At 38.8% G+C, this 19,049-nt stretch carries 16 protein-coding genes; 4 read left to right on the forward strand and 12 right to left on the reverse strand.

The genetic code is table 11. From position 1 onward, the window contains the following. Positions 1 to 56: 56 nt before the first annotated feature. On the reverse strand, positions 57 to 1,229 hold the full coding sequence (locus tag AC3WSO_RS20050) for an acetyl-CoA C-acetyltransferase (protein ID WP_197143298.1): 1,173 nt from the start codon (positions 1,227 to 1,229) through the stop codon (positions 57 to 59). A gap of 53 nt (positions 1,230 to 1,282) precedes the next feature. Then, the gene (locus AC3WSO_RS20055; RefSeq protein WP_492533189.1) at positions 1,283 to 3,667 is read right to left on the reverse strand and encodes a 3-hydroxyacyl-CoA dehydrogenase/enoyl-CoA hydratase family protein; all 2,385 of its coding nucleotides are present in this window, start codon (positions 3,665 to 3,667) and stop codon (positions 1,283 to 1,285) included. 398 nt (positions 3,668 to 4,065) lie between these two features. Here AC3WSO_RS20055 and AC3WSO_RS20060 point away from each other — a divergent pair, with 398 nt between their 5' ends. The 3 genes from AC3WSO_RS20060 to AC3WSO_RS20070 all read left to right on the forward strand — a co-directional run bounded on the left by AC3WSO_RS20060 (position 4,066) and on the right by AC3WSO_RS20070 (position 5,414). Next, the gene (locus tag AC3WSO_RS20060; protein ID WP_492533190.1) at positions 4,066 to 4,395 is read left to right on the forward strand and encodes a thioredoxin family protein; all 330 of its coding nucleotides are present in this window, start codon (positions 4,066 to 4,068) and stop codon (positions 4,393 to 4,395) included. 150 nt (positions 4,396 to 4,545) lie between these two features. Further along, positions 4,546 to 5,049 carry a C39 family peptidase gene (locus AC3WSO_RS20065; protein WP_492533192.1) on the forward strand — a complete coding sequence of 168 codons (504 nt, stop codon included), beginning with the start codon at positions 4,546 to 4,548 and terminating at the stop codon, positions 5,047 to 5,049. 239 nt (positions 5,050 to 5,288) lie between these two features. Further along, complete coding sequence (locus AC3WSO_RS20070; RefSeq protein WP_492533193.1) at positions 5,289 to 5,414, forward strand: hypothetical protein; 126 nt, start codon at positions 5,289 to 5,291, stop codon at positions 5,412 to 5,414. A 60-nt stretch (positions 5,415 to 5,474) separates the two neighbouring features. On the opposite strand, the gene AC3WSO_RS20075 is transcribed toward AC3WSO_RS20070, so the two are convergent. The 8 genes from AC3WSO_RS20075 to AC3WSO_RS20110 all read right to left on the reverse strand — a co-directional run bounded on the left by AC3WSO_RS20075 (position 5,475) and on the right by AC3WSO_RS20110 (position 14,071). Further along, positions 5,475 to 6,362 (reverse strand): 5'-3' exonuclease, encoded by an 888-nt coding sequence (locus tag AC3WSO_RS20075; protein WP_492533195.1) that lies wholly within the window; start codon positions 6,360 to 6,362, stop codon positions 5,475 to 5,477. A 132-nt stretch (positions 6,363 to 6,494) separates the two neighbouring features. After that, the gene (locus AC3WSO_RS20080) at positions 6,495 to 7,484 is read right to left on the reverse strand and encodes an agmatinase family protein (RefSeq protein WP_492533197.1); all 990 of its coding nucleotides are present in this window, start codon (positions 7,482 to 7,484) and stop codon (positions 6,495 to 6,497) included. Positions 7,485 to 7,979: 495 nt separating this feature from the next. Further along, positions 7,980 to 9,005 carry a polysaccharide deacetylase family protein gene (locus tag AC3WSO_RS20085; RefSeq protein WP_492533198.1) on the reverse strand — a complete coding sequence of 342 codons (1,026 nt, stop codon included), beginning with the start codon at positions 9,003 to 9,005 and terminating at the stop codon, positions 7,980 to 7,982. Further along, positions 8,993 to 9,739, reverse strand: a complete 747-nt coding sequence (locus tag AC3WSO_RS20090; RefSeq protein ID WP_492533200.1) for a GNAT family N-acetyltransferase — start codon at positions 9,737 to 9,739, stop codon at positions 8,993 to 8,995. The genes AC3WSO_RS20085 and AC3WSO_RS20090 overlap by 13 nt, the downstream gene beginning before the upstream one ends. Continuing rightward, positions 9,720 to 11,393, reverse strand: a complete 1,674-nt coding sequence (locus AC3WSO_RS20095) for a GNAT family N-acetyltransferase (RefSeq protein WP_492533201.1) — start codon at positions 11,391 to 11,393, stop codon at positions 9,720 to 9,722. Before AC3WSO_RS20095 ends, AC3WSO_RS20090 begins: the two co-directional genes overlap by 20 nt. Position 11,394: 1 nt before the next feature. After that, the gene (locus tag AC3WSO_RS20100) at positions 11,395 to 12,489 is read right to left on the reverse strand and encodes a glycosyltransferase family 4 protein (RefSeq protein WP_492533203.1); all 1,095 of its coding nucleotides are present in this window, start codon (positions 12,487 to 12,489) and stop codon (positions 11,395 to 11,397) included. Positions 12,490 to 12,536: 47 nt separating this feature from the next. Next, positions 12,537 to 13,172 (reverse strand): sugar transferase, encoded by a 636-nt coding sequence (locus tag AC3WSO_RS20105; RefSeq protein WP_492533204.1) that lies wholly within the window; start codon positions 13,170 to 13,172, stop codon positions 12,537 to 12,539. Between the two features lie 455 nt (positions 13,173 to 13,627). Continuing rightward, the gene (locus AC3WSO_RS20110; RefSeq protein ID WP_492533206.1) at positions 13,628 to 14,071 is read right to left on the reverse strand and encodes an SACOL1771 family peroxiredoxin; all 444 of its coding nucleotides are present in this window, start codon (positions 14,069 to 14,071) and stop codon (positions 13,628 to 13,630) included. 388 nt (positions 14,072 to 14,459) lie between these two features. Here AC3WSO_RS20110 and AC3WSO_RS20115 point away from each other — a divergent pair, with 388 nt between their 5' ends. Continuing rightward, positions 14,460 to 15,137, forward strand: a complete 678-nt coding sequence (locus AC3WSO_RS20115) for an NUMOD4 domain-containing protein (protein WP_492533207.1) — start codon at positions 14,460 to 14,462, stop codon at positions 15,135 to 15,137. Between the two features lie 45 nt (positions 15,138 to 15,182). Here the strand turns inward: AC3WSO_RS20115 and AC3WSO_RS20120 are convergent, their stop codons facing one another. Beyond that, positions 15,183 to 16,886 carry a GNAT family N-acetyltransferase gene (locus tag AC3WSO_RS20120; protein ID WP_492533208.1) on the reverse strand — a complete coding sequence of 568 codons (1,704 nt, stop codon included), beginning with the start codon at positions 16,884 to 16,886 and terminating at the stop codon, positions 15,183 to 15,185. A gap of 275 nt (positions 16,887 to 17,161) precedes the next feature. Further along, complete coding sequence (locus AC3WSO_RS20125) at positions 17,162 to 18,850, reverse strand: FAD-dependent oxidoreductase (RefSeq protein WP_492533210.1); 1,689 nt, start codon at positions 18,848 to 18,850, stop codon at positions 17,162 to 17,164. Between the last annotated feature and the right edge of the window lie 199 nt (positions 18,851 to 19,049).

Below are 19,049 nucleotides of genomic sequence, written 5' to 3' on the forward strand. Positions count from 1 at the left end.
AGTACTACATTCGGAGGCAACCGAAAACGCTGCACTCCAAGCTAATCTAGCAAAAATTATAGAAGTTCAAATACTCCCGCGGCACCCATACCGCCGCCGATACACATTGTTACGACACCATATTTCTTACCTTGTCGCTTCAATTCATGAATGAGCTTTAATGTTAAAATAGCTCCCGTTGCACCAAGTGGGTGACCTAGGGCAATTGCTCCACCATTAACGTTTACTTTGTTTTGGTCGATGCCTAAATGACGTACGACTTGTAGGGATTGTGACGCAAATGCTTCGTTAATTTCCCATAAATCAATGTCATCTATTGATAAGCCTGCAATTTCAAGCGCTTTAGGTACTGCCACGATTGGTCCAATACCCATAACCTCAGGAGGTACGCCTCCAACTGCAAAGCCTAAAAACTTCGCCATCGGAGTAAGCCCTTGTTTTTCTGCTTCCTCACGGTCCATCACAAGTACCGCTGCTGCACCATCTGAAGTTTGAGAAGCATTACCAGCTGTAACACTACCTTTAACATGGAAGGCTGGACGAAGCTTCGCTAAACCTTCTACAGATGTACCCGGACGTACACCTTCATCCATGCTAAACGTGAATTTTTTCACCTGTAGTTTATTGTTGTCATCTACATAATGTTGCTCCACTTCAATTGGTACGATTTCATCATTGAATTTACCTTCTTTAATCGCCTTTTCTGCAAGCTCATGTGAACGAACAGCAAAAGCATCCTGATCTTCTCTACTAACATTGTATTGACGTGCCACTTCCTCAGCTGTATGCCCCATCCCCATATAATATTGTGGAGCAGTTTCCGCTAATGTTGGATTTAAGCGAGGTGTATTACCTACCATCGGCACCATACTCATAGACTCGACGCCACCAGCTAGAATTGCTTTCGAATGACCTAGCATAATACGTTCGGCTGCAAAAGCAATTGCTTGTAAACCTGACGAACAGAATCTATTAATTGTCAGCGCTGGTGTTGTATCTGGTAATCCAGCGAGAGCTCCAATACTACGTGCTACGTTCATGCCCTGCTCGGCTTCCGGCATTGCACATCCTAAAATTAAATCGTCAATCGGACCTTCATAGCCCGCTCTTTTTAATGTTTCTTTGACAACAACCGCTCCAAAATCATCTGGTCTAACTGTTGCTAAAGAACCCTTCTTCGCTTTTCCAATCGGAGTTCGTGCTCCTGCTACAATAACGGCTTCACGCATCGTATTAATCCCCCTTTGTTTCATGTGCAAGTATAGTGAATTCAGTCTTAAAGTTAGTTACGCAGTGGTTTTCCCTTTAAAAGCATGTGCTGCATTCTTTGTTGAGATAACGGATCTGCCACTAAGCTTAGGAACGCCTCACGCTCAAGGTTTAATAGGTATTGTTCATCTACTAATGTGCCATATGGAACTTTACCACCAGCAATGACATACGCTAATTTTTTAGCGATTTTTAAATCATGTTCACTAATATAGCCTGATTCAAGCATTCCTTGCGCACCGATTAGTAGCGTACCGTATCCTGATGCACCGACTACAGGAACTTTCGTAGGAACAGGTGGTAAATAGCCTGCCTCATAAAGCGCTAGTGCAGCTTGTTTTGCATCATATAGTTGGTGATCTGGGTTAACAGAAATCCCATCAGCAAAGTTTAAGAAGTTATTTTCACGTGCTTCCTCACCAGATGTCGAAACTTTTGCCATCGCAATCGATTCAAATACTTTATTAGCAATATGTTGATAGTCTACTTCAACACCATTTGGTAACCCTTTGAGGAATTTTTGATAAAGTGCTTTATTACCGCCTCCACCAGGGATTAATCCTACACCAACTTCGACTAGGCCCATATATGTTTCCATTGTTGCTTGAATATGTGCAGCTGGTAAGCAAACCTCTGCTCCGCCACCTAGCGTCATAGCAAAAGGCGCTGCTACAACAGGCTTGCGAGAGTATTTAATCTTTTGCATCGCATCTTGGAATGCTTTAATAACGAAATCTAGTTCAAAAATATTATCATCCTGTGCTTCTACTAAAATCATTCCCAGATTTGCACCAACACAGAAGTTTTTCCCTTGGTTACCGATGACTAAGCCTTTATAGTTCGCTTCTACTTCATCGATTGCAAAGTTAATCATTTGGATAATGTCTAAGCCAATTGCATTTGATTGGGAATGAAATTCAAGTAATGCAATTCCATCACCTATATCTATTAAACTAGCACCTGTATTTGATTTAATAACACCATGCTTTTTCTTATAGCGTTTTAAGTTAATTTCCTTTTCATTCACTGGCACATTTACATATTCAGAGCCATTATAATACGCTAGGTCGCCGTCAATTTCCGAATAGAAAGTTTCAAATCCGCTTGCTAACATATCTTTGACGAATGCCGGTACCTCACGACCTTCTTCCTCCATTTTAGCTACAGACTCTTTGACGCCAATTGCATCCCATATTTCAAATGGCCCTTGCTGCCAGCCGAAGCCCCATTTCATAGCATTGTCAATGGCAACAATATCATCAGCAATTTCACCGTGTAGCTGTGCAGAGTAAATGAGCGTCGGGGCGAAGATACCCCATAATAACTCTCCGGTACGATCCTTAGCATAAGTTAATGCTTTCACTTTATTTGCTAATCCACGAGTTTGTTTTGCCATTTCGATAGAAGGAGTTTTTAACTTTTTAACTGGACTATACTCTAAAGTGTTTGGATCAATTTCAAGTATTTCTTTGCCTTGCTTTAAGAAGAACCCTTGACCTGATTTTGCTCCGAGCCAGCCGTTTGTGACCATTTTCTGTAGGAAATCTGGTACTGCAAATACTTGCTGCTCTTCACCAGTTGTTTGATCATAGACGTTTTTCGCTACATGAATAAATGTATCTAAACCAACAACATCCAACGTTCGGAAAGTTGCTGATTTTGGACGACCGATTAATGGACCTGTTACAGAATCCACCTCGCCAACTGAATAGCTACCCTTCATCATTTCTTGTAAAGTAATTAGTAAACCGTACGTTCCGATACGATTGGCAATGAAGTTCGGTGTATCTTTTGCAAGTACGACACCTTTTCCAAGCACATCTTCGCCAAATGTTTTCATAAAGCTGACAACCTCTGGCGCTGTTGTGTTTGCTGGGATGACTTCAAGTAATTTTAAATAACGCGGCGGATTGAAGAAGTGAGTTCCTAGGAAATGCTTTTTAAAATCTTCTGAACGCCCTTCTGCCATTGCATCGATACTTATGCCAGATGTGTTTGAACTAATAATTGTGCCTGGCTTACGTACAGCATCAACTTTTTCATATAGGCTTTGTTTAATCGCTAAATTTTCAACGACAACTTCAATAACCCAATCTACATCTTTTAATTTTTCTAAATCGTCCTCAAAGTTACCAACCGTTAGTAGTGATAAATTTTTCTTAGAAGTAAGTGGTGCTGGCTTTTGCTTTAATAACTTTTGCAGAGCTCCGTTGACAATACGATTTCTTACAGCAGGATGCTCTAAGGAAAGACCCTTCGCTTCTTCCTCTTTTGTTAGTTCCTTCGGCGCAATGTCTAATAATAATGTTGGAATACCGATGTTTGCTAAATGTGCTGCAATTCCAGAGCCCATTACCCCAGAACCTAGAACAGCTGCTTTTTTAATGTTGTAAGTCACAAGCAATTCCCCCTTATTCTCCCATTGAATGAATAGCCATTCATTTTTTGACCAAAAAAATATCAAAGTTTACCTTCGTGTATTTTTGTCCAGAATTTGAATCAGTCTAGCTCTATTCAAATTTAATCTATGACATACAACTAAGGCTTATCTTCGTTCAACTACCATTTTAGTTTTCGAGGTGATTTTTTCCGTCGAATGAAGATAAAACTACTTTTTCTGTTTTCAGTGTAGAATATTTTGTTTCATTTAGCAATCTTTTTTCACCAATTATTTTTGCAATATACAACTTTTTTCGTTTTTTACGAGCGAAAACAGAACAATAAGCAGATAGCAAATATTCCAAACAGAAAACTTTCAGGTTGCGTTAAAAATGTGTAGAATGGAAAGCGAGGAGAGTGAAACAACAAATGAAAACAATTACAACTGCTGACCAATTTAATGAACTGATCTCTGGCGATCAAAAAGTGCTAGTAAAATTTTACGCTGGATGGTGCCCAGATTGCACACGCATGAATATGTTCATCGATCCAATTATCGAAGAGTACAACCAATTTGACTGGTATGAACTTAACCGTGATGAACTTCCAGAAATTGCGGACAAATATGATGTAATGGGTATTCCAAGCCTACTAATTTTCCAAAACGGTGAAAAATTAGCACACTTACATAGTGCTAATGCTAAAACACCTCAGCAAGTAACTGAGTTTTTATCTGCACAGAAATAATTAACTAGGCTAAAATAGCAAGGTTAATATAGAAGAACTACTGTGCTGTGGCGAAAGTGAAGCATCAGCCGCAAGTTACAGAATTCTATCTGCAATGGAAGAGCTGCATTTCTTTTTGAAATGCAGCTCTTTTTTAGAAAGGAGATTATGATGCGCCAACAATTGTCGCTACTTGGAAAGTCACAATATGATGCAGCCATTTCACCCAACTATCGTAATTCCGCTTGTGGACCTACAACGGTACACGTAATCTTAAACTACTTGGAAGATCAAGCTCCTTCGGTAAATGAGCTTTATAAACTTCTCGGTGGTACGAAAATCGGGTTATTTAAGTGGCGCCTAATTCGCAATCTTCGTCGGCTCCGTCCGACATGGGATATTCGTGATTGTACTTTAAAGGAGGCTATGCAGGAAATCGATGCAGGGAGACCTGTCGCCATACGCTTTGACCGCTATTTTAGCCTACATTGGTGCGATAAAAAGGCTGCCTTCGCGTATCATTGGGTACCTCTCATTGGCTATGAAATACGAAATGATGAGCTATTGTTAATGTTCCATGATAATGGTGGTACTAATCGTGAAAGTAAAATTCGAACGGCTCCTTTTAAAAATAATGAAAAAGTTTTGAGCTTCGTAAAAATCACACCAAATTAAGTGAGAGCGTGCATACAATGTTTAAACACGCCCTTTTTCATTAGTAATTTAAGGCTTATTTACTCAAAAAATATAAAAAAGCAGAGCATATTTCTATACTCTGCGTTGATTACCATGATGTTTATTAATCAATTATACCTCGGCATAATTGCGTCCGGAATCGGCTTTGTGCTTAGGACTGCAGATGTTTTTTGTGCGAAAGCGCAGTGCTAACGTAGCGTCAGCAAAGGGTTTTGTCTGTGCGAAAGGCGAAGCGACAGCAACAACACAAGGGCCGACACGATGTCGGTCATTTCGGTAATGCCACAGGACGTGGCGTTTTTACTGATGCAGGTCAGTTAGCCGTTATCGCATGGATGCGATGATTTTAGGCTAACATCCCTTAAGAACTCCTTTTCGATTTCAGTGACGTCCGCAAAAAGAAGTTAAATAAGTGAATACAGCGAGCGTGCCTGCTTAGCGATTAATGTATAGCCACGTTGTTCTATTTCTTTGAACGTTTGGGGCTCGTAGTTCGGTAATACTAAGCTCGCTAATTCTGCCTCGATTGGTACGTTCGTTTGAATCGTTGCAAGTTCGTGTGACAATTTTAGCATGTCTAAATTCTCTTTAATTTTCGTACGTTGACCAGGCTTTAATTCATCTAATGATGTAAGAACATTTTCAATAGTACCATACGTTTGAATTAACGTAAGTGCCTGCTTAGGTCCAATTCCCTTAACGCCTGGGTAACCGTCACTCGTATCCCCCATAAAAGCCTTGACCTGTGCAAATTGAGTAGGTTCGATGCCATATTCCTCTTGAAAGCGAGTATGTGTATAAACATCATACTCTGTGTAGCCTTTTTTCGTAAAAGCAATTTCCGTTGATGGTCTTAGAAGCTGCAGTAAGTCCTTGTCTCCACTAATTACCGTAATGTCAGCCTCATCCTGAAATTTTGTAATCATTGAGCCAATTAAATCATCTGCCTCCATCCCTTTCACACCGAAGTTTTGCCAGCCAATTTGTTGCGATAAATTTTTAGCCATATCAAATTGCGGTAGCATTTCCTCTGGTGGTGATGGTCGATTAGCCTTATAGCCATCAAATAATTCATTGCGGAATGTATGTGCACCCATATCCCAACAAACAGCAAGATGGGTCGGCTTCATAATAGATTGTGCCGTTAACACATGACGTACAAATCCTTGGGCACCATTAGAAGGTGTCCCATCCGCCAGGCGAATATAATGCCCCATCGCAGCCGATGCAAAGAATGAACGGAATAATAGCGCCATGCCATCAACAATTAATAATTTTGGTTTTATTGTCATGATAAATAGTCCTCTCTATAACAATACAATAATTGTAGTAATTCATTATTAAGCATTGTTCTATTATAGCAAACTATCATCAAACTTCATTGTAAATATATACAAGCCATCATTCTACGTCTTATTTTCCAACTATCTAATTAGGGTGTTGCCTCTTTTTGAAATTCGATTGCGGTAATCCAGTCGAATACCTGTTAACCATTGTAAAAATGCTGTTACGCCCATCTTTACGGTTTCTGGGCGTAGGTCACTCTCTTTTGGATTTGCATAAACAAAGTCAATATGGCGGACTCCTTCATTTTCTCCAATAAGCTTTAGGATATCGAATAATTCATAGGCCGTTAATCCACCTGGTGTTGCTGCAGGTACATCTGGTGCGAATGTAATATCGAGTACATCCAAATCGACAGATACATAAATGCGATCTACCTCATACATAAGCTGACGGAGCATTTCGCGAATGGTTAATTGAATGCCATCACGACGCATTTGCTTTAACGTAATCATATGTATTCCTTGTTCTTTCGCATAGTGAATCATTTCTGGGGAATTAAAAAAGCCGTGTAGTCCGACATTATAAATATGTTTTCCCTCTACAATCCCTGCTGCAATAAGCTTCTGCATGGGAGAATCCATAGCTAAACCAATTTCCTCCTGATTCCGGGCATCCAAATGCGTATCAATTTGAATAATCCCTATGCGATCCTTTGGAAAAGCATTCTTTATTCCTCTTAAAGAGCAAGCTGTAATCGCATGATCCCCACCTATAAGACAGGTGAAACTTTTAGAATATGCGGTACTTAAGCTTTCAGCAGCAGCTTCAATAGCTGACTCTGAAAGCATTCTATCCGTCTCGTGGATAGCCACATCGCCTACATCAACAACTGCCAATGAGCGCAAATCTACTTGCTCATCTAAATTATAAGATTGAAAGCTTGGCCAAGCCTTTCGAAATGCTGTTGGATATAGTGCTTTTTCGGATGGTTTACTACTATACGATAATAAAGCTCCGTACAAAATAATATCTACATCACTTGGAACCGGATTTTCTTTTTGTTTAATCCATTGATGCATAGCTGAACCATTTTCTTGCTTATACTGCCATTCTGGTTGAATAAACATTTTTTCGACCACCTTCATGCATTTTTCTATATCTTAGTGTGGGATTGATTTCCGTTCCGACTAGGCGCTTTGTTGCTGACGCTTCGCTTTCGCACAGATAAAACATTTGTTGTTGCTGACGCTTCGCTTTCGCACAGAACAGAGCTTCTTAGGGGTGTTCGATGATCCCCAAGGAGTGGAGCAGCCGTAACGAAAATCAACCTATCCACAGGACATATGTTTTTACAAAATGTCATCCCCATCTTTTAGGCATGAGCAAAATTAAAGTCAATTGCCCTGTATTAATTTATTGTCTTCTTAAAAATACCTAAAAATTACCTTTAACATTAATAGTACCATTAGTACATACAATTTCGTCAAAGTTCAGGATTTTTCCTCTTAATTTTTAAAAATTCCCCACACCATTTACCCCTAGAACATAGAAAGAAGCAAACTAGGCAATTTTCTAGTTTGCTCCTTTTTCTATACAGTGAGGGTTTTTCACCTCACTGATTATTAGTCTTCACCGATCGGGCTTTTACGGGATATAGATTGGCAAAGCTCTGCGACCTCGTGCATCGTATAGCTTTGAAAGTTATATTGATGACGCAATTCCTGATAGTACTGTAAAAGTTCCTCAAGTATTGCTAAATTTTTCTCTATGTTCTTGCCAAAATTATGAGGGTGCCACCATAAATGATAAAAAGCTTGAGACATTGCAGCTGCATGCATCCCCTCTTTAATACGTTTAACCTTGAAGCCTTCAAAAAATCGTAATGGGCTACAATAAGGTCTTAAAAATGCACTTGAACGAATGTTAATAAAGGAATCCTTTTGCATCTCTTCTAGTGTTACTAGATGATTTCCTGTTATATTCACATAGCTATCCAGCCATTTTTTCGCCCCTAATAGTCGACCTTTTTTTGTGAATTTTTGAGGATCGTATAACGGATGTTTTTCATTTCCGCGATAGCATATAAACCCTACTTCCTGGCATGCTGGGAAATATGCTTCATTCACTTGATTTCGTGGAAAAACAATCGATTTCATCGGTGCGATATATTCTTCAGAAATCATTGCAGTTGCGTGTAAATCTGCACGAAAATCTGCTTCAGTTTGTCCACTTTCTAAACAGTAAAAATGTGAAAATGTATGACTTCCTATTTCTTGATGTGGTGTATGTTTAATTTTCTCAATTAAGGATTTGCCGAAATGTAAGAGATCATCCTGCTCATCTTCTCCTACTTTTGCAAATTGTGTATGTGCTGCATAATACCTGTTTTTATATTTTACAGGGATCCCCCTTAAGTAGTGAGCCATTTCTGCTTTTGAATCTGCAAACAATAGACCAACCGTGGCCCAAGTCGCATGAATGCCATATTGTTCAAATAACTCTAGTATTTTAGGCAGTGCCTCACGCACACCATATAAATTTTTATTGTATTGGCCGTACTTAAATACATCGTGGACACCCCAATTTAGCTCAAAATCCAATGATATAACAAGTCCTCCATGATTCACTTCAATTACTACTTCCTCCATTTTTGCACGCCCAATAACAGTGCACGTATTTTTGATTGAGTAATGTAGCCAGAGTAGACATCGACGACTTGTCCACCGAAGCCTTGCTTAAATGCACGAACATTTTGGTCATCCGTTAACTTCCCCATATCATATAAACTAAAGCCCTGCTCCTTTAAATGCAATAAATTGTGCCATAGTAAGAAACGATTTGCAAAACGAACTGGTCTTTTTAAATGATCTGGAACCGATTGCGAATGACAAGTCGCTACATAATAGGACATTGCTTTTTTACCGAATACAATATCGAGTCTAAAGCATAGTGTTTGTCCACAAATACTTCGAATCTCAGACAACCATAGCGCTCCTTGATCTTTTAAGAGCGTAATAGCTTCCATTTGAGACTTACTTATGAGCTCGAGTTTTTTCCTTTTCGCAAAATTATTATAAAACTGTTGAAAGGCTCGTAAATTTTCATCTGATGGTTCTTTATAAATAAAAACTTGATAGGACTCTTTTTGTGCACGACGAAGTATTTTTCGATTACTTTCAGAAAGAGCAAGATACAATGATAACTCACTATCTGTAAGGTGAATATGAACCGTTTCACTTTTAACAAGCTTACGGCTCGGTACAAGTGAATTTGTATAGCCAACGACCTTCATTGACTTTCTAACACTGGCTGGCTTTTCTACAAAATAAAAATGCTGCATTGCGATATTCCATCGCTTACTTTTAATGGACAGAATGAACATCGCCCCCACTCTCTTTGTATTTTTCTACATGATTTCGCTCAAAACGAGCACATTTAAAATGTTTCATTCGAGAAATACGTTTATAGCCTAGCTGCAATAATCGTTTACGCTTTCGCCAGTGCCAAAAGCTTGCAGTAACCCAAAGTGTTTGTGCAGGTTTCATTTTTTGGAAAAAGGCTGTGATAATATCGATATTTTTATAAACATTATAGGTTAAAAAATATGTCTGCTTCGGCAATGCTTCAACAATTTGCAATTCATCTACACGCCAGTTCACCGCATGTAACGCAAACGCAGGCTTATTCGTCGCTGCAAAAGAATCTTTATAAATAGTGTATCCCTTATAAAATAAAGAAATAATCTCCTCATCATCGAGTTGCATCGCCTCCTGAATCGACAACTCCTCAAACAAATCACCTACAGGCCGATGCGGTGTCACGCTATCTGATGGAGATAATTCATACAAATCCACTTGCTTAAAACGAATAAATTTTTCTACGAATAGTTGTCCATATTCTAGCCAACCTTTCACTTTTCCATACTTTACTAAGTAACGTAATTGACCTAGAGTATTGCGTTTCCATTCAACAATACGATGATTGCCTTTTAATATTTCCTTTAGTCGTTCCTTCAGCGTAAAACGACCCGCCAATAGCTTTGCTCGTTTCGTTCCACTACTTACGAGCATACGTCTTGTAAAATCTATATTAGAGCGCCAATCGAACTTATACGGCTCATAGCCAATACTCATATCGAACAAGTGATAGTTTTCAGAATAGATCCGCTTGATCGTTTCCTGATTCACTAATCTACCCGGCCCAAATATATTAAATGTCGGCTCATGCGCAAGTGCATAAGTGACATAACGTCCTCGACAGCAAATTCCATAGGTAAAGGCAATCCATTGGTCTTCAAAAACAAGTGCGTCTACCTTGGCTTGCAACGCTTCCCCTTGAAGAAGCGTTAACTGTTCGAAGAAATCCTTTTTCTTGCCCTTCGTAAAATCACTTGTGTCTATTTTTTTTGCCCATCGTCGATTAAATAATTTAAACATTTGCCAAAGCTCGTCCTGTGAAGGTATTTTTCTCGTTAATGAGCCTAATTTCCGTAGCTTCCGTTCTCTTCTATCCACACCGTGCATTTTTCTACGTTGATTAAAATAAGTATGAAAATCTATATCGCGAAAGGCGAGATACGGTGTTACTACACGAAAAATACTCGGGCGTAACTGCCTTTCAACAAAATATTGCTCGATAACCTTTGTAGAGTCTTTGCTTTCCAATAATCCATGAAACGAAAATAGTAGATGTTTATACTTTTCAATGAGCTGATCAAATACAAAGGTCGTAGCAGGAAACAGCCATTCTTTTTCCGCTACAACACCGGAGTAATTTGCAATATTTTCTCCAGTAAAGGCATAAATTCGTACTCCCCATCGAAGTCGGACCATAAAGGGGAAAAAGGCAATGATCATACCATTCTCTTCAACAGCATAGAGTTCAACGCGCTCTCTACGCCCAACAATTTGCCACCAGTTATAAAACCAAGCAAATTCTATAAATGGATTATCATTGCCCTCCGCTTCTAAAATTCCATCCCAAATATTCTTGTACCATAGAAGCTCATCATCTGTTCGAATGCGAATTAATTGCAAATTAATCACCTTTCTTAACGGACTTTGATACAGCTTGTTCGTAGACAAATAGAGTTTTCTGATACATTGGTAGAAACGTAAAATCCCTTAAAAATCTACGCTCACTCGCGTCCCCCATTTTTTGACGACTGTTCTTATCCATCAACAGTTGTTTAAGCCTATTCTTTAACAGGTCTTTATCATCTCGGTTAATTAAAAATCCATTCTCATTATCAGAAACTAACTCATTGACGCCACCTACATTCGTGGCAATAATCGGAAGTCCTGCTCGCATCGCTTCAATAATTGAAATCGGCAAGCCCTCCCAATCTGATAGCAAAACAAATAAATGACTTTCCTCTAGCAAAGAGGTGACATTTAATTGATTGCCCAAAAATGAGACACGATCCGTTAAACCTTTAGTAGCAATAAATTGTTCTAAATTAGGACGTAATGAGCCATCACCTATTAATTGAAGGCGCCAAGGTATATCAGAAAGCTCCGCTAAAGCCTCTAGCAATAAATCCTGTCTTTTTGGCACTTCAAAACGAGCAACCATCACAATTAATGGATGCTCCTGCTTCTCTCTATTAGGTGCTACTTGCTTCTCTATTTGGTCAATGCCATTATGAATTGTCAGCATTTTATGAGCAGGAGCAATTTTTTTACTTAACGCTAACTTGCGGTCGTATTCAGATACCGTAATAATTTTAGCTGTTAACGGCTGAACTGATTTTTCCATTCGATGATACAGCATCTTTTTTTTATGTGGTACGCCTTCGGTAAAACTCCAGCTATGGGCTGTAAACACAGTAGGAATACGTAAAAGCCTACCTACTACACGTCCAATTGCTCCTGCCTTCGATGAATGGGCTGCAATAATATCTGGCTTTATTTTTTTAAATGCGGTTCTTAATTGCCAAAAGGTTTGTAAATCCTTTTTTAAATGAATCTCCCGCTGCATAGCTGGAATACTAATAACATCAATTTTTTCTTCTTGAAAACGCCACAATAATGGGTCATAATGGCCCGTTACAATCGTTACCTCGTGAGCATCTTGCTTCAATTTTATAGCAAGAGCCTCCACATGCTTTTGTGCTCCGCCAATCTTATCCATCCGTGTAATAAGCTGAACGATCTTCAGTACCTAACACTCCTTACTATTTAATAAGCACCTGTTCTCGCTAAAACTACGAAAAGTGTTTTGATAATAATTTTTATATCCATCCGAAACGAATATTTAACAACGTATTCTAGGTCATATGAAATTTTTTGTCCGTGAGAAATATTAGAACGGCCTTTAATTTGAGCAAGCCCTGTTAAACCAGGCTTCACGTCTAAACGTCGTGCCTGTAAAGTGTTATAAGCATTTGTAATGGTTGGAACTTCTGGCCGTGGCCCAACAATACTCATATCTCCTTTTATGACATTAATAAGCTGAGGAATTTCATCAATACTTAACTTCCGAAGAACAGCCCCAACCTTTGTGATGCGTGCATCCTGTTCTGTTTTAAAATAAAAATCATCTGGAATTCCGTCAGCACACAATCTTGGCATTTTTACTGGAACTGCCTGTAAGGTCATTGTCCGCAGCTTCCAAATAACAAAGCGCTGATGTTCCTGTCCAGTACGGATTTGTTTAAAAAAAACAGGGCGTCCTGTACTAATGAGTAGAATGAGGAAAACTACTAACAGAAGAGGGGTGGTTATGAAAAGTAATAGGAGTGCCCCCACAATATCAAAAATTCTTTTTCCGGTTTTACTATAAAATGTCTTAGTCTGAGCTAACTGCCCGTGCAATACATCATCCTTTGCATTTTTTTAGCACTTAACTTTATATATTCATTTGGGACATTTATAGAACTACTTTTGATAAAGCATTTTCATAATAAAATAAAAAAGAGGCTTATCGCCATAACGTGGGCTGATTTCCGTTCCTACTGGGGGTCCGTCCGATGAGCCGCTTTTGTTGTTGCTGTCGCTTCGCTTTCGCACAGAAAACACCCGCTGCGCTGCAGAGTCTCGGACCAACACGATATTGGTCACAAAGGCGTTATCACAGGATGTGATGGTTTTAGCCTTCGTTCCTCTATCGCTGATCCCCGAGGAGTCGCCACTTCAATCAGCTTACAGTATATCCAAACACAAATTCGTCCCTAACTTTTGGGAATGAGTCAAAAAAGGAGTTTTCCAAAATTATTTTGAAAAACTCCTAAATTATTATATATTCTGCCTTGAATGGCTATGTTCAAATGTTACCCCTGTATAATTTGTACATCACAGACAATGTCAACATTGCCTTTTAATGCCTTACTAATCATACATGTTTGTTCTGCCTTCTCAGCTAATCGATTAATTCTCTTTTGTTCTCGCTCCGTTAAATTTTGTACAACAATTTTCGGCTTATGAACGATTCTCTCATAAGTAAAAACACCATTCGTGACATCTACATAACCTTCAGCTTGCATAGACAAATCCACCAGAGCAACCTTCGCATTTTCAAGTAATGCAGCCAGTGTAATTAAATAGCATGTCGCTGCTGCTCCAAGCAGCATTTCATCAGGATTTGTCCCAACCCCTGGTCCATTCATTTCTCGAGGAATAGAAATTTTCGCATGGAGATTGTCCGCAACAATCGTACCTGTCCCATTTCTACCCTCCGACCATTTTAAATTCATATTAAATAAATGTTGAACCATAATAAAATCCTCCTTCTGGTTATGTGGGTATGATTAGAGCGGTTACACGAGCAGTTCTCCACGCTCGGATCAGTTTTCTTGATTACCCGACCAATTCTATTACCAATCGAATCAGTTTGCAAGGTTGCCCCCAGCGGCTCATCGTACGCCCCCAGGAAGCTCTGCTCTGTGCGAAAGCGAAGCGTTAGCAACAAATGTTTTAACTGTGCGAAAGCGAAGCGACAGCAACAAAGCGCCCAGCCGGAACGGAAATCACCCCCACGCTTTGTCGATAATCACTTTTCTTTGAATTATTAATGCAATAATAAATCATCAAATATTTAAGAAAAACAGAGAAGCTGATTTTATGGTAGAATAGAAAAAACAATTCTTTAGGAGATTTTAAAAAATGATTTTAACAAAGCAACAAGCAATACAAGCACTTAAAAAGAACAAGTTTATCGGTTTTACTACTAAAACAGGAAATATTATTATGAAAAAAATGAATAAAACCGATTATAATATTTTCGTATTTGAAGAAGGTAAAGATAAACCCGTGCGTTATGTAGGCTCTATTATGAACATAATGGCTACAATGAGCGACAAAGCTTCTAACAAGGATTTTGTCATAATGGAACAGCTTGCACCTCAAAATAACGAAGAGGCTACGACTGTGGAGAAAGAGGAAGTTAAAGAAGTAGCGTCTGTAGAAAAAGAAGAAGTTAAAGAAGCTTCTAAGCCTGTAGAAAAAATTGAAGTCAAAGAAGCAAAAAAAGAAAAAGTAGAACAAGCAGCTGAGATTAATGAAGAAAAACGCGCCATTTCAGGTTACGAGGGCTTATATGAAGTTACAGCGAGCGGTCGAATCATTAATATGCGCGTAAATCGTCCATTAGCTCGATGCAACGATGAATATGGTTTCCATATTGTTCGACTAACAAAAGAAGGTACTGCTTCAAGTCACAATGTGTTTGAACTTTGGAAACAAGCATACCCTGAACTTGAGCAAACTAATTTTAAAGGTGCTCTAAAAGCGAAATATGGTACAGGCTGCAAGCTATCTGATAAACCAGGCATACACTTTTAATCATAAAAAATCCCTAGCGTCGTTGCATTGACGCTAGGGATTTTTTTAGATTAATAAAGGCAAGATTGCTAATTGCCATATATGGTCAAAATTTTGCCCTTGTAATTGAAGATATTTAAACCAATTGTTTTCTTGGCGGTATACCTTTTTCTTTTTAAATAATTGAATTATTTTTATTCTCTCTATCCTTCGAAAGCCTAATTGCGCTAGCTCTTTACGTCTTTTTCTTTCATACCAATGAACGGATGTACAGACGGCTATTCCTTCCTTCTGCACATTGGCAACAACATCGAACAGCTGTTGATTTTTTTCTTTAATGTAGGAAACATTTGATGGAAGCTTGAGTGTAAATCCTGTCGCTTCTTCACGAAATAGTTGATCATGTCTTACATAAGCTATTTCATCCGCGCTATTTTTAAAGATCCGATAGCCTTTATGATAGTTTGATACATAATTAGCACGCCCCTCCCATGCCATCACATCCTGAATAAACACTTCATTAAAACTGGATGTAGTTTGACATTGGCCATTGTTAGCAACATAAATATCAAACATATGAATAGCAATCATGCCATTAATCCCCTTTTCGAAAGATCGGAACCAATCCTTTAGACGGGCGTTTTTTAAAAAATAGCACAGCTCCCCTAATCGATTTCGCTTCAATTTCACAAGCTGGTGATTATTTTTTAATTGACCTTTCAATTTGTCTCGTAAGACCATCATCAATCGTAAAATACGCTCTCTTTTGCCGTTTGTACTCATTACAAATTTTCTTGAAAAATCAACATCTGTATACCACTCAAACTTGTATGGCTCATAACCACTGCCTAAATCATATAAACGATAGCTCTTAGCGTGTGCTTTGAGCATGTTTTCCCTCTCGATTATACGACCAGGTCCGAACATATTAAAATCAGGTTCATGTCCCATAGCTTGGCAAAAATTTCGATCTCTACAGCAAATATCGATAGTAAAGCCAATCCAATATCCCCCAAACTGGAGACTATCTACCTCTACTCTGAACGCGTTACTTTTCTCCTTTGCCAAACGCTCAAAAAAGAGTCGTGTTTTAGCTTCTGTAAACCCACTTGTATCGATTTTCTTCCGCCATCTTCTTGCAAACAAGTCAAACATGTCAGCTAGTCCTTCAGGATGTACCTCTTGAAAAGATACTTGACCAAGCGCCTTTAACTTTTTTTCACGTCGTTGAATCGATTTAAACTTTTTTCTATGCTTATGAAGAAAATCCTCAAGCTTTATAGATTGAAAATCAATATAAGACGTTACCGTACGAAAAATAGTATGAGGTACTTGATGCTCTATTGCATATTTTTCTAATATTTGAGATGTATGTTCACTTTCTAACAAGCCATTTAACGCTATTATAAACCGACCATCTTTCTGAGAAAGTTCCTTTAGTAAGTACTTTATTGCGGGTTCCTTCCATTGCTTCTCTGCAATGATGTCCATATAAGATGCAAACCCTTGTCCTAAAAAAACATAATACTGTATACCACCTAATCGTTGACAACGAACAAACGGGAAAAAGGCTATCGCCATACCTTTATGTTCGACTATGTAAATCTCTACGTTGTCATGAACACCTAACGTCGTCCACCATGTCGAAACCCATTCAAATTCAATGAATGGATTATTATTTTTTTCACGTTCAAGTATTTGTGACCAAGTACTTTTATAGAACTCTAACTCTTCTATCGTTGTTACGAGTCTATAAGATAGCACGTGCATAATCTCTCCCTTCTAAGTTTTTTACAGTTCATCTCCATAAAGTGGGAATCTCCATTCCTACGTAGTGTCGCTCAGTCTCTACACCAAAACTTATAGTTGACATACATTTCGATAAATGTCATCCCTATTTTTGGTAATGAACAAATTTAACACTTAATTGAATCTATATTCGTATCTATTAACTTATAGAACCCTTTATTCAATAATCAATTGAATGAAGATCACACGAAAAACCTAAATCCAGTAAAATACTGAACTTAGGCATTATGACAATGTTAAACTTTTAACAAGGTCAATTGTTCCTTATTAGCGGCTTTTGCCATATGGCTTGTTGCAATATAGCTTAATGTCATACAAGGGCCTAATGTCGCACCTGGCCCTGGATAGGTTTCTCCCATTATAGAGGCTGAGCAATTTCCTGATGCATATAACCCTTCAATTGCCGTACCATCTGCCTTTATAACGCGCGCATGCTCATCCACCACTAAGCCACCTTTAGTCCCAATATCTCCTGGATATAAAGCAAGTGCATAGAATGGAGCATTAGTAAGCTCTGCTAGGTTCGGATTCTTCAAAGTAGGATCTCCATAATAATTATCATAAGCACTATCTCCTCGAAGAAAATCTTCATCTCGACCATTACGAGCAAAGGTATTGAAACGCTCTACTGTTTCCACTAAATTCTTCACTGGAACATTCATTTGCTCTGCAAGCTCTTCGATTGTTTGTGCACTTTTCACTATACCATTATCAAACCAACTTTTTGGGAAAGCTTGCCCTGGGAATAATCCTGTGAAAATATAACGGCTCTTTGCTGTTGCATCGATGACTATCCAAGAAGGAATAGCCTGGTTTGTTTTTTGATGATGAATATGCATATTATCTACAAATTCATGATAAGGTGCCGCTTCATTCAAATATCGTTTCCCAACACCATCCACAACCATCATATTAGGAACTCCGCGATCTGCGACAAGGAAGAAAGGTTGTCCTTGTGGATCAATAACGGAAGGGGCACCCCATACTTTATCCATTAAATCTAGTGTCGCCCCTATTTTCACACTTGGCTCAATAATATCGCCCGTTTGTCCCTCTGGCGTAGAAGTCCATTTTATGTTTGTTGGTGCCGGCAAATATTTTTCACGATATGCTTGATTATGAGAAAAACCACCTGAAGAAAGGACTACCCCTTGCTTCGCCTCAATCCGCATCTCCTGCCCATCACGTACAACTACGATTCCAATCACTCGATTATTTTCAACGATAAAATCTTTAAATGCAGTCGAGATCCACAGTTCTCCATTCGCTTCTGCAAGTGACATTCGTAACCGAGCAATGAGCGCTTCCCCTAATGCAACAGGCAGACTTCCTGTTACTTTCGATTTCACTAATCGTAAACCTAGTTTTAACGCAGTTGTTTTCCCTTTTGTCGTGCGTCTAATCATATTTACCTTATGAAATTCAGAGCTATTCATCGTAAAGCCTTTAGTGGACAATGAAGAGCGGCGCATCGTATCTGCTAATGCCCCCATTTTCTTCAAATCAAAAATAAGTGGCTCAATCGACCGTCCTTGAGGGAAGCCACCTGGTTTTTCAGGATAATAATCCGAATAACCTTTCGCATATTGGAAACGCATATGCCGAGTATGATTATTGAAATACCTTAACATTTCTGGTCCTCGTGTAATATAAGCTTCCTTTAAAGCCTCTGGTACACGATCACCTATAGTTGAATCTAAGTATAAACGCGCTAGTTTATGTGTATCAGGAACACCTTCACCCTTAATCACATGATTATTTGGAATCCATAGTGCTCCACCTGACAAGGCAGATGCCCCACCATAACGCTCTGTCTTTTCAATGACTAATGATTTCATGCCCCGTAGCTTTGCTGTCAGACCTGCTGTTAACCCTGCTGCTCCTGAGCCTACAACTACCACGTCATAACTCGCATCCCATTTCATACTTACATTCCTCACCTTCATTAGTAGTTACTAAATCAATGAATCAGGTATTACTACTTAAAAGTATAGAATTCAACCAATATTCAGTCAATTTAATCTTGCTATAATTTGTGATGAATGTCTATTCGGATTCAATGACGCAGGTTTCGATCATAAAACCCCTAAAAATAGATTTATCGATAAAATAACCTTTTCCTTT

Source organism: Lysinibacillus sp. EB106-09-02-XG168, assembly GCF_058791475.1.

What these genes read in the sequence shown, in the direction of transcription:
- AC3WSO_RS20050 (WP_197143298.1), bottom strand. Translation starts at nt 1,229, where the DNA reads ATGCGTGAAGCCGTTATTGTAGCAGGAGCACGAACTCCGATTGGAAAA.
- AC3WSO_RS20065 (WP_492533192.1), top strand. Translation starts at nt 4,546, where the DNA reads ATGCGCCAACAATTGTCGCTACTTGGAAAGTCACAATATGATGCAGCC.
- AC3WSO_RS20075 (WP_492533195.1), bottom strand. Translation starts at nt 6,362, where the DNA reads ATGACAATAAAACCAAAATTATTAATTGTTGATGGCATGGCGCTATTA.
- AC3WSO_RS20080 (WP_492533197.1), bottom strand. Translation starts at nt 7,484, where the DNA reads ATGTTTATTCAACCAGAATGGCAGTATAAGCAAGAAAATGGTTCAGCT.
- AC3WSO_RS20085 (WP_492533198.1), bottom strand. Translation starts at nt 9,005, where the DNA reads ATGGAGGAAGTAGTAATTGAAGTGAATCATGGAGGACTTGTTATATCA.
- AC3WSO_RS20090 (WP_492533200.1), bottom strand. Translation starts at nt 9,739, where the DNA reads ATGTTCATTCTGTCCATTAAAAGTAAGCGATGGAATATCGCAATGCAG.
- AC3WSO_RS20100 (WP_492533203.1), bottom strand. Translation starts at nt 12,489, where the DNA reads ATGGATAAGATTGGCGGAGCACAAAAGCATGTGGAGGCTCTTGCTATA.
- AC3WSO_RS20110 (WP_492533206.1), bottom strand. Translation starts at nt 14,071, where the DNA reads ATGGTTCAACATTTATTTAATATGAATTTAAAATGGTCGGAGGGTAGA.
- AC3WSO_RS20115 (WP_492533207.1), top strand. Translation starts at nt 14,460, where the DNA reads ATGATTTTAACAAAGCAACAAGCAATACAAGCACTTAAAAAGAACAAG.
- AC3WSO_RS20120 (WP_492533208.1), bottom strand. Translation starts at nt 16,886, where the DNA reads ATGCACGTGCTATCTTATAGACTCGTAACAACGATAGAAGAGTTAGAG.
- AC3WSO_RS20125 (WP_492533210.1), bottom strand. Translation starts at nt 18,850, where the DNA reads ATGAAATGGGATGCGAGTTATGACGTGGTAGTTGTAGGCTCAGGAGCA.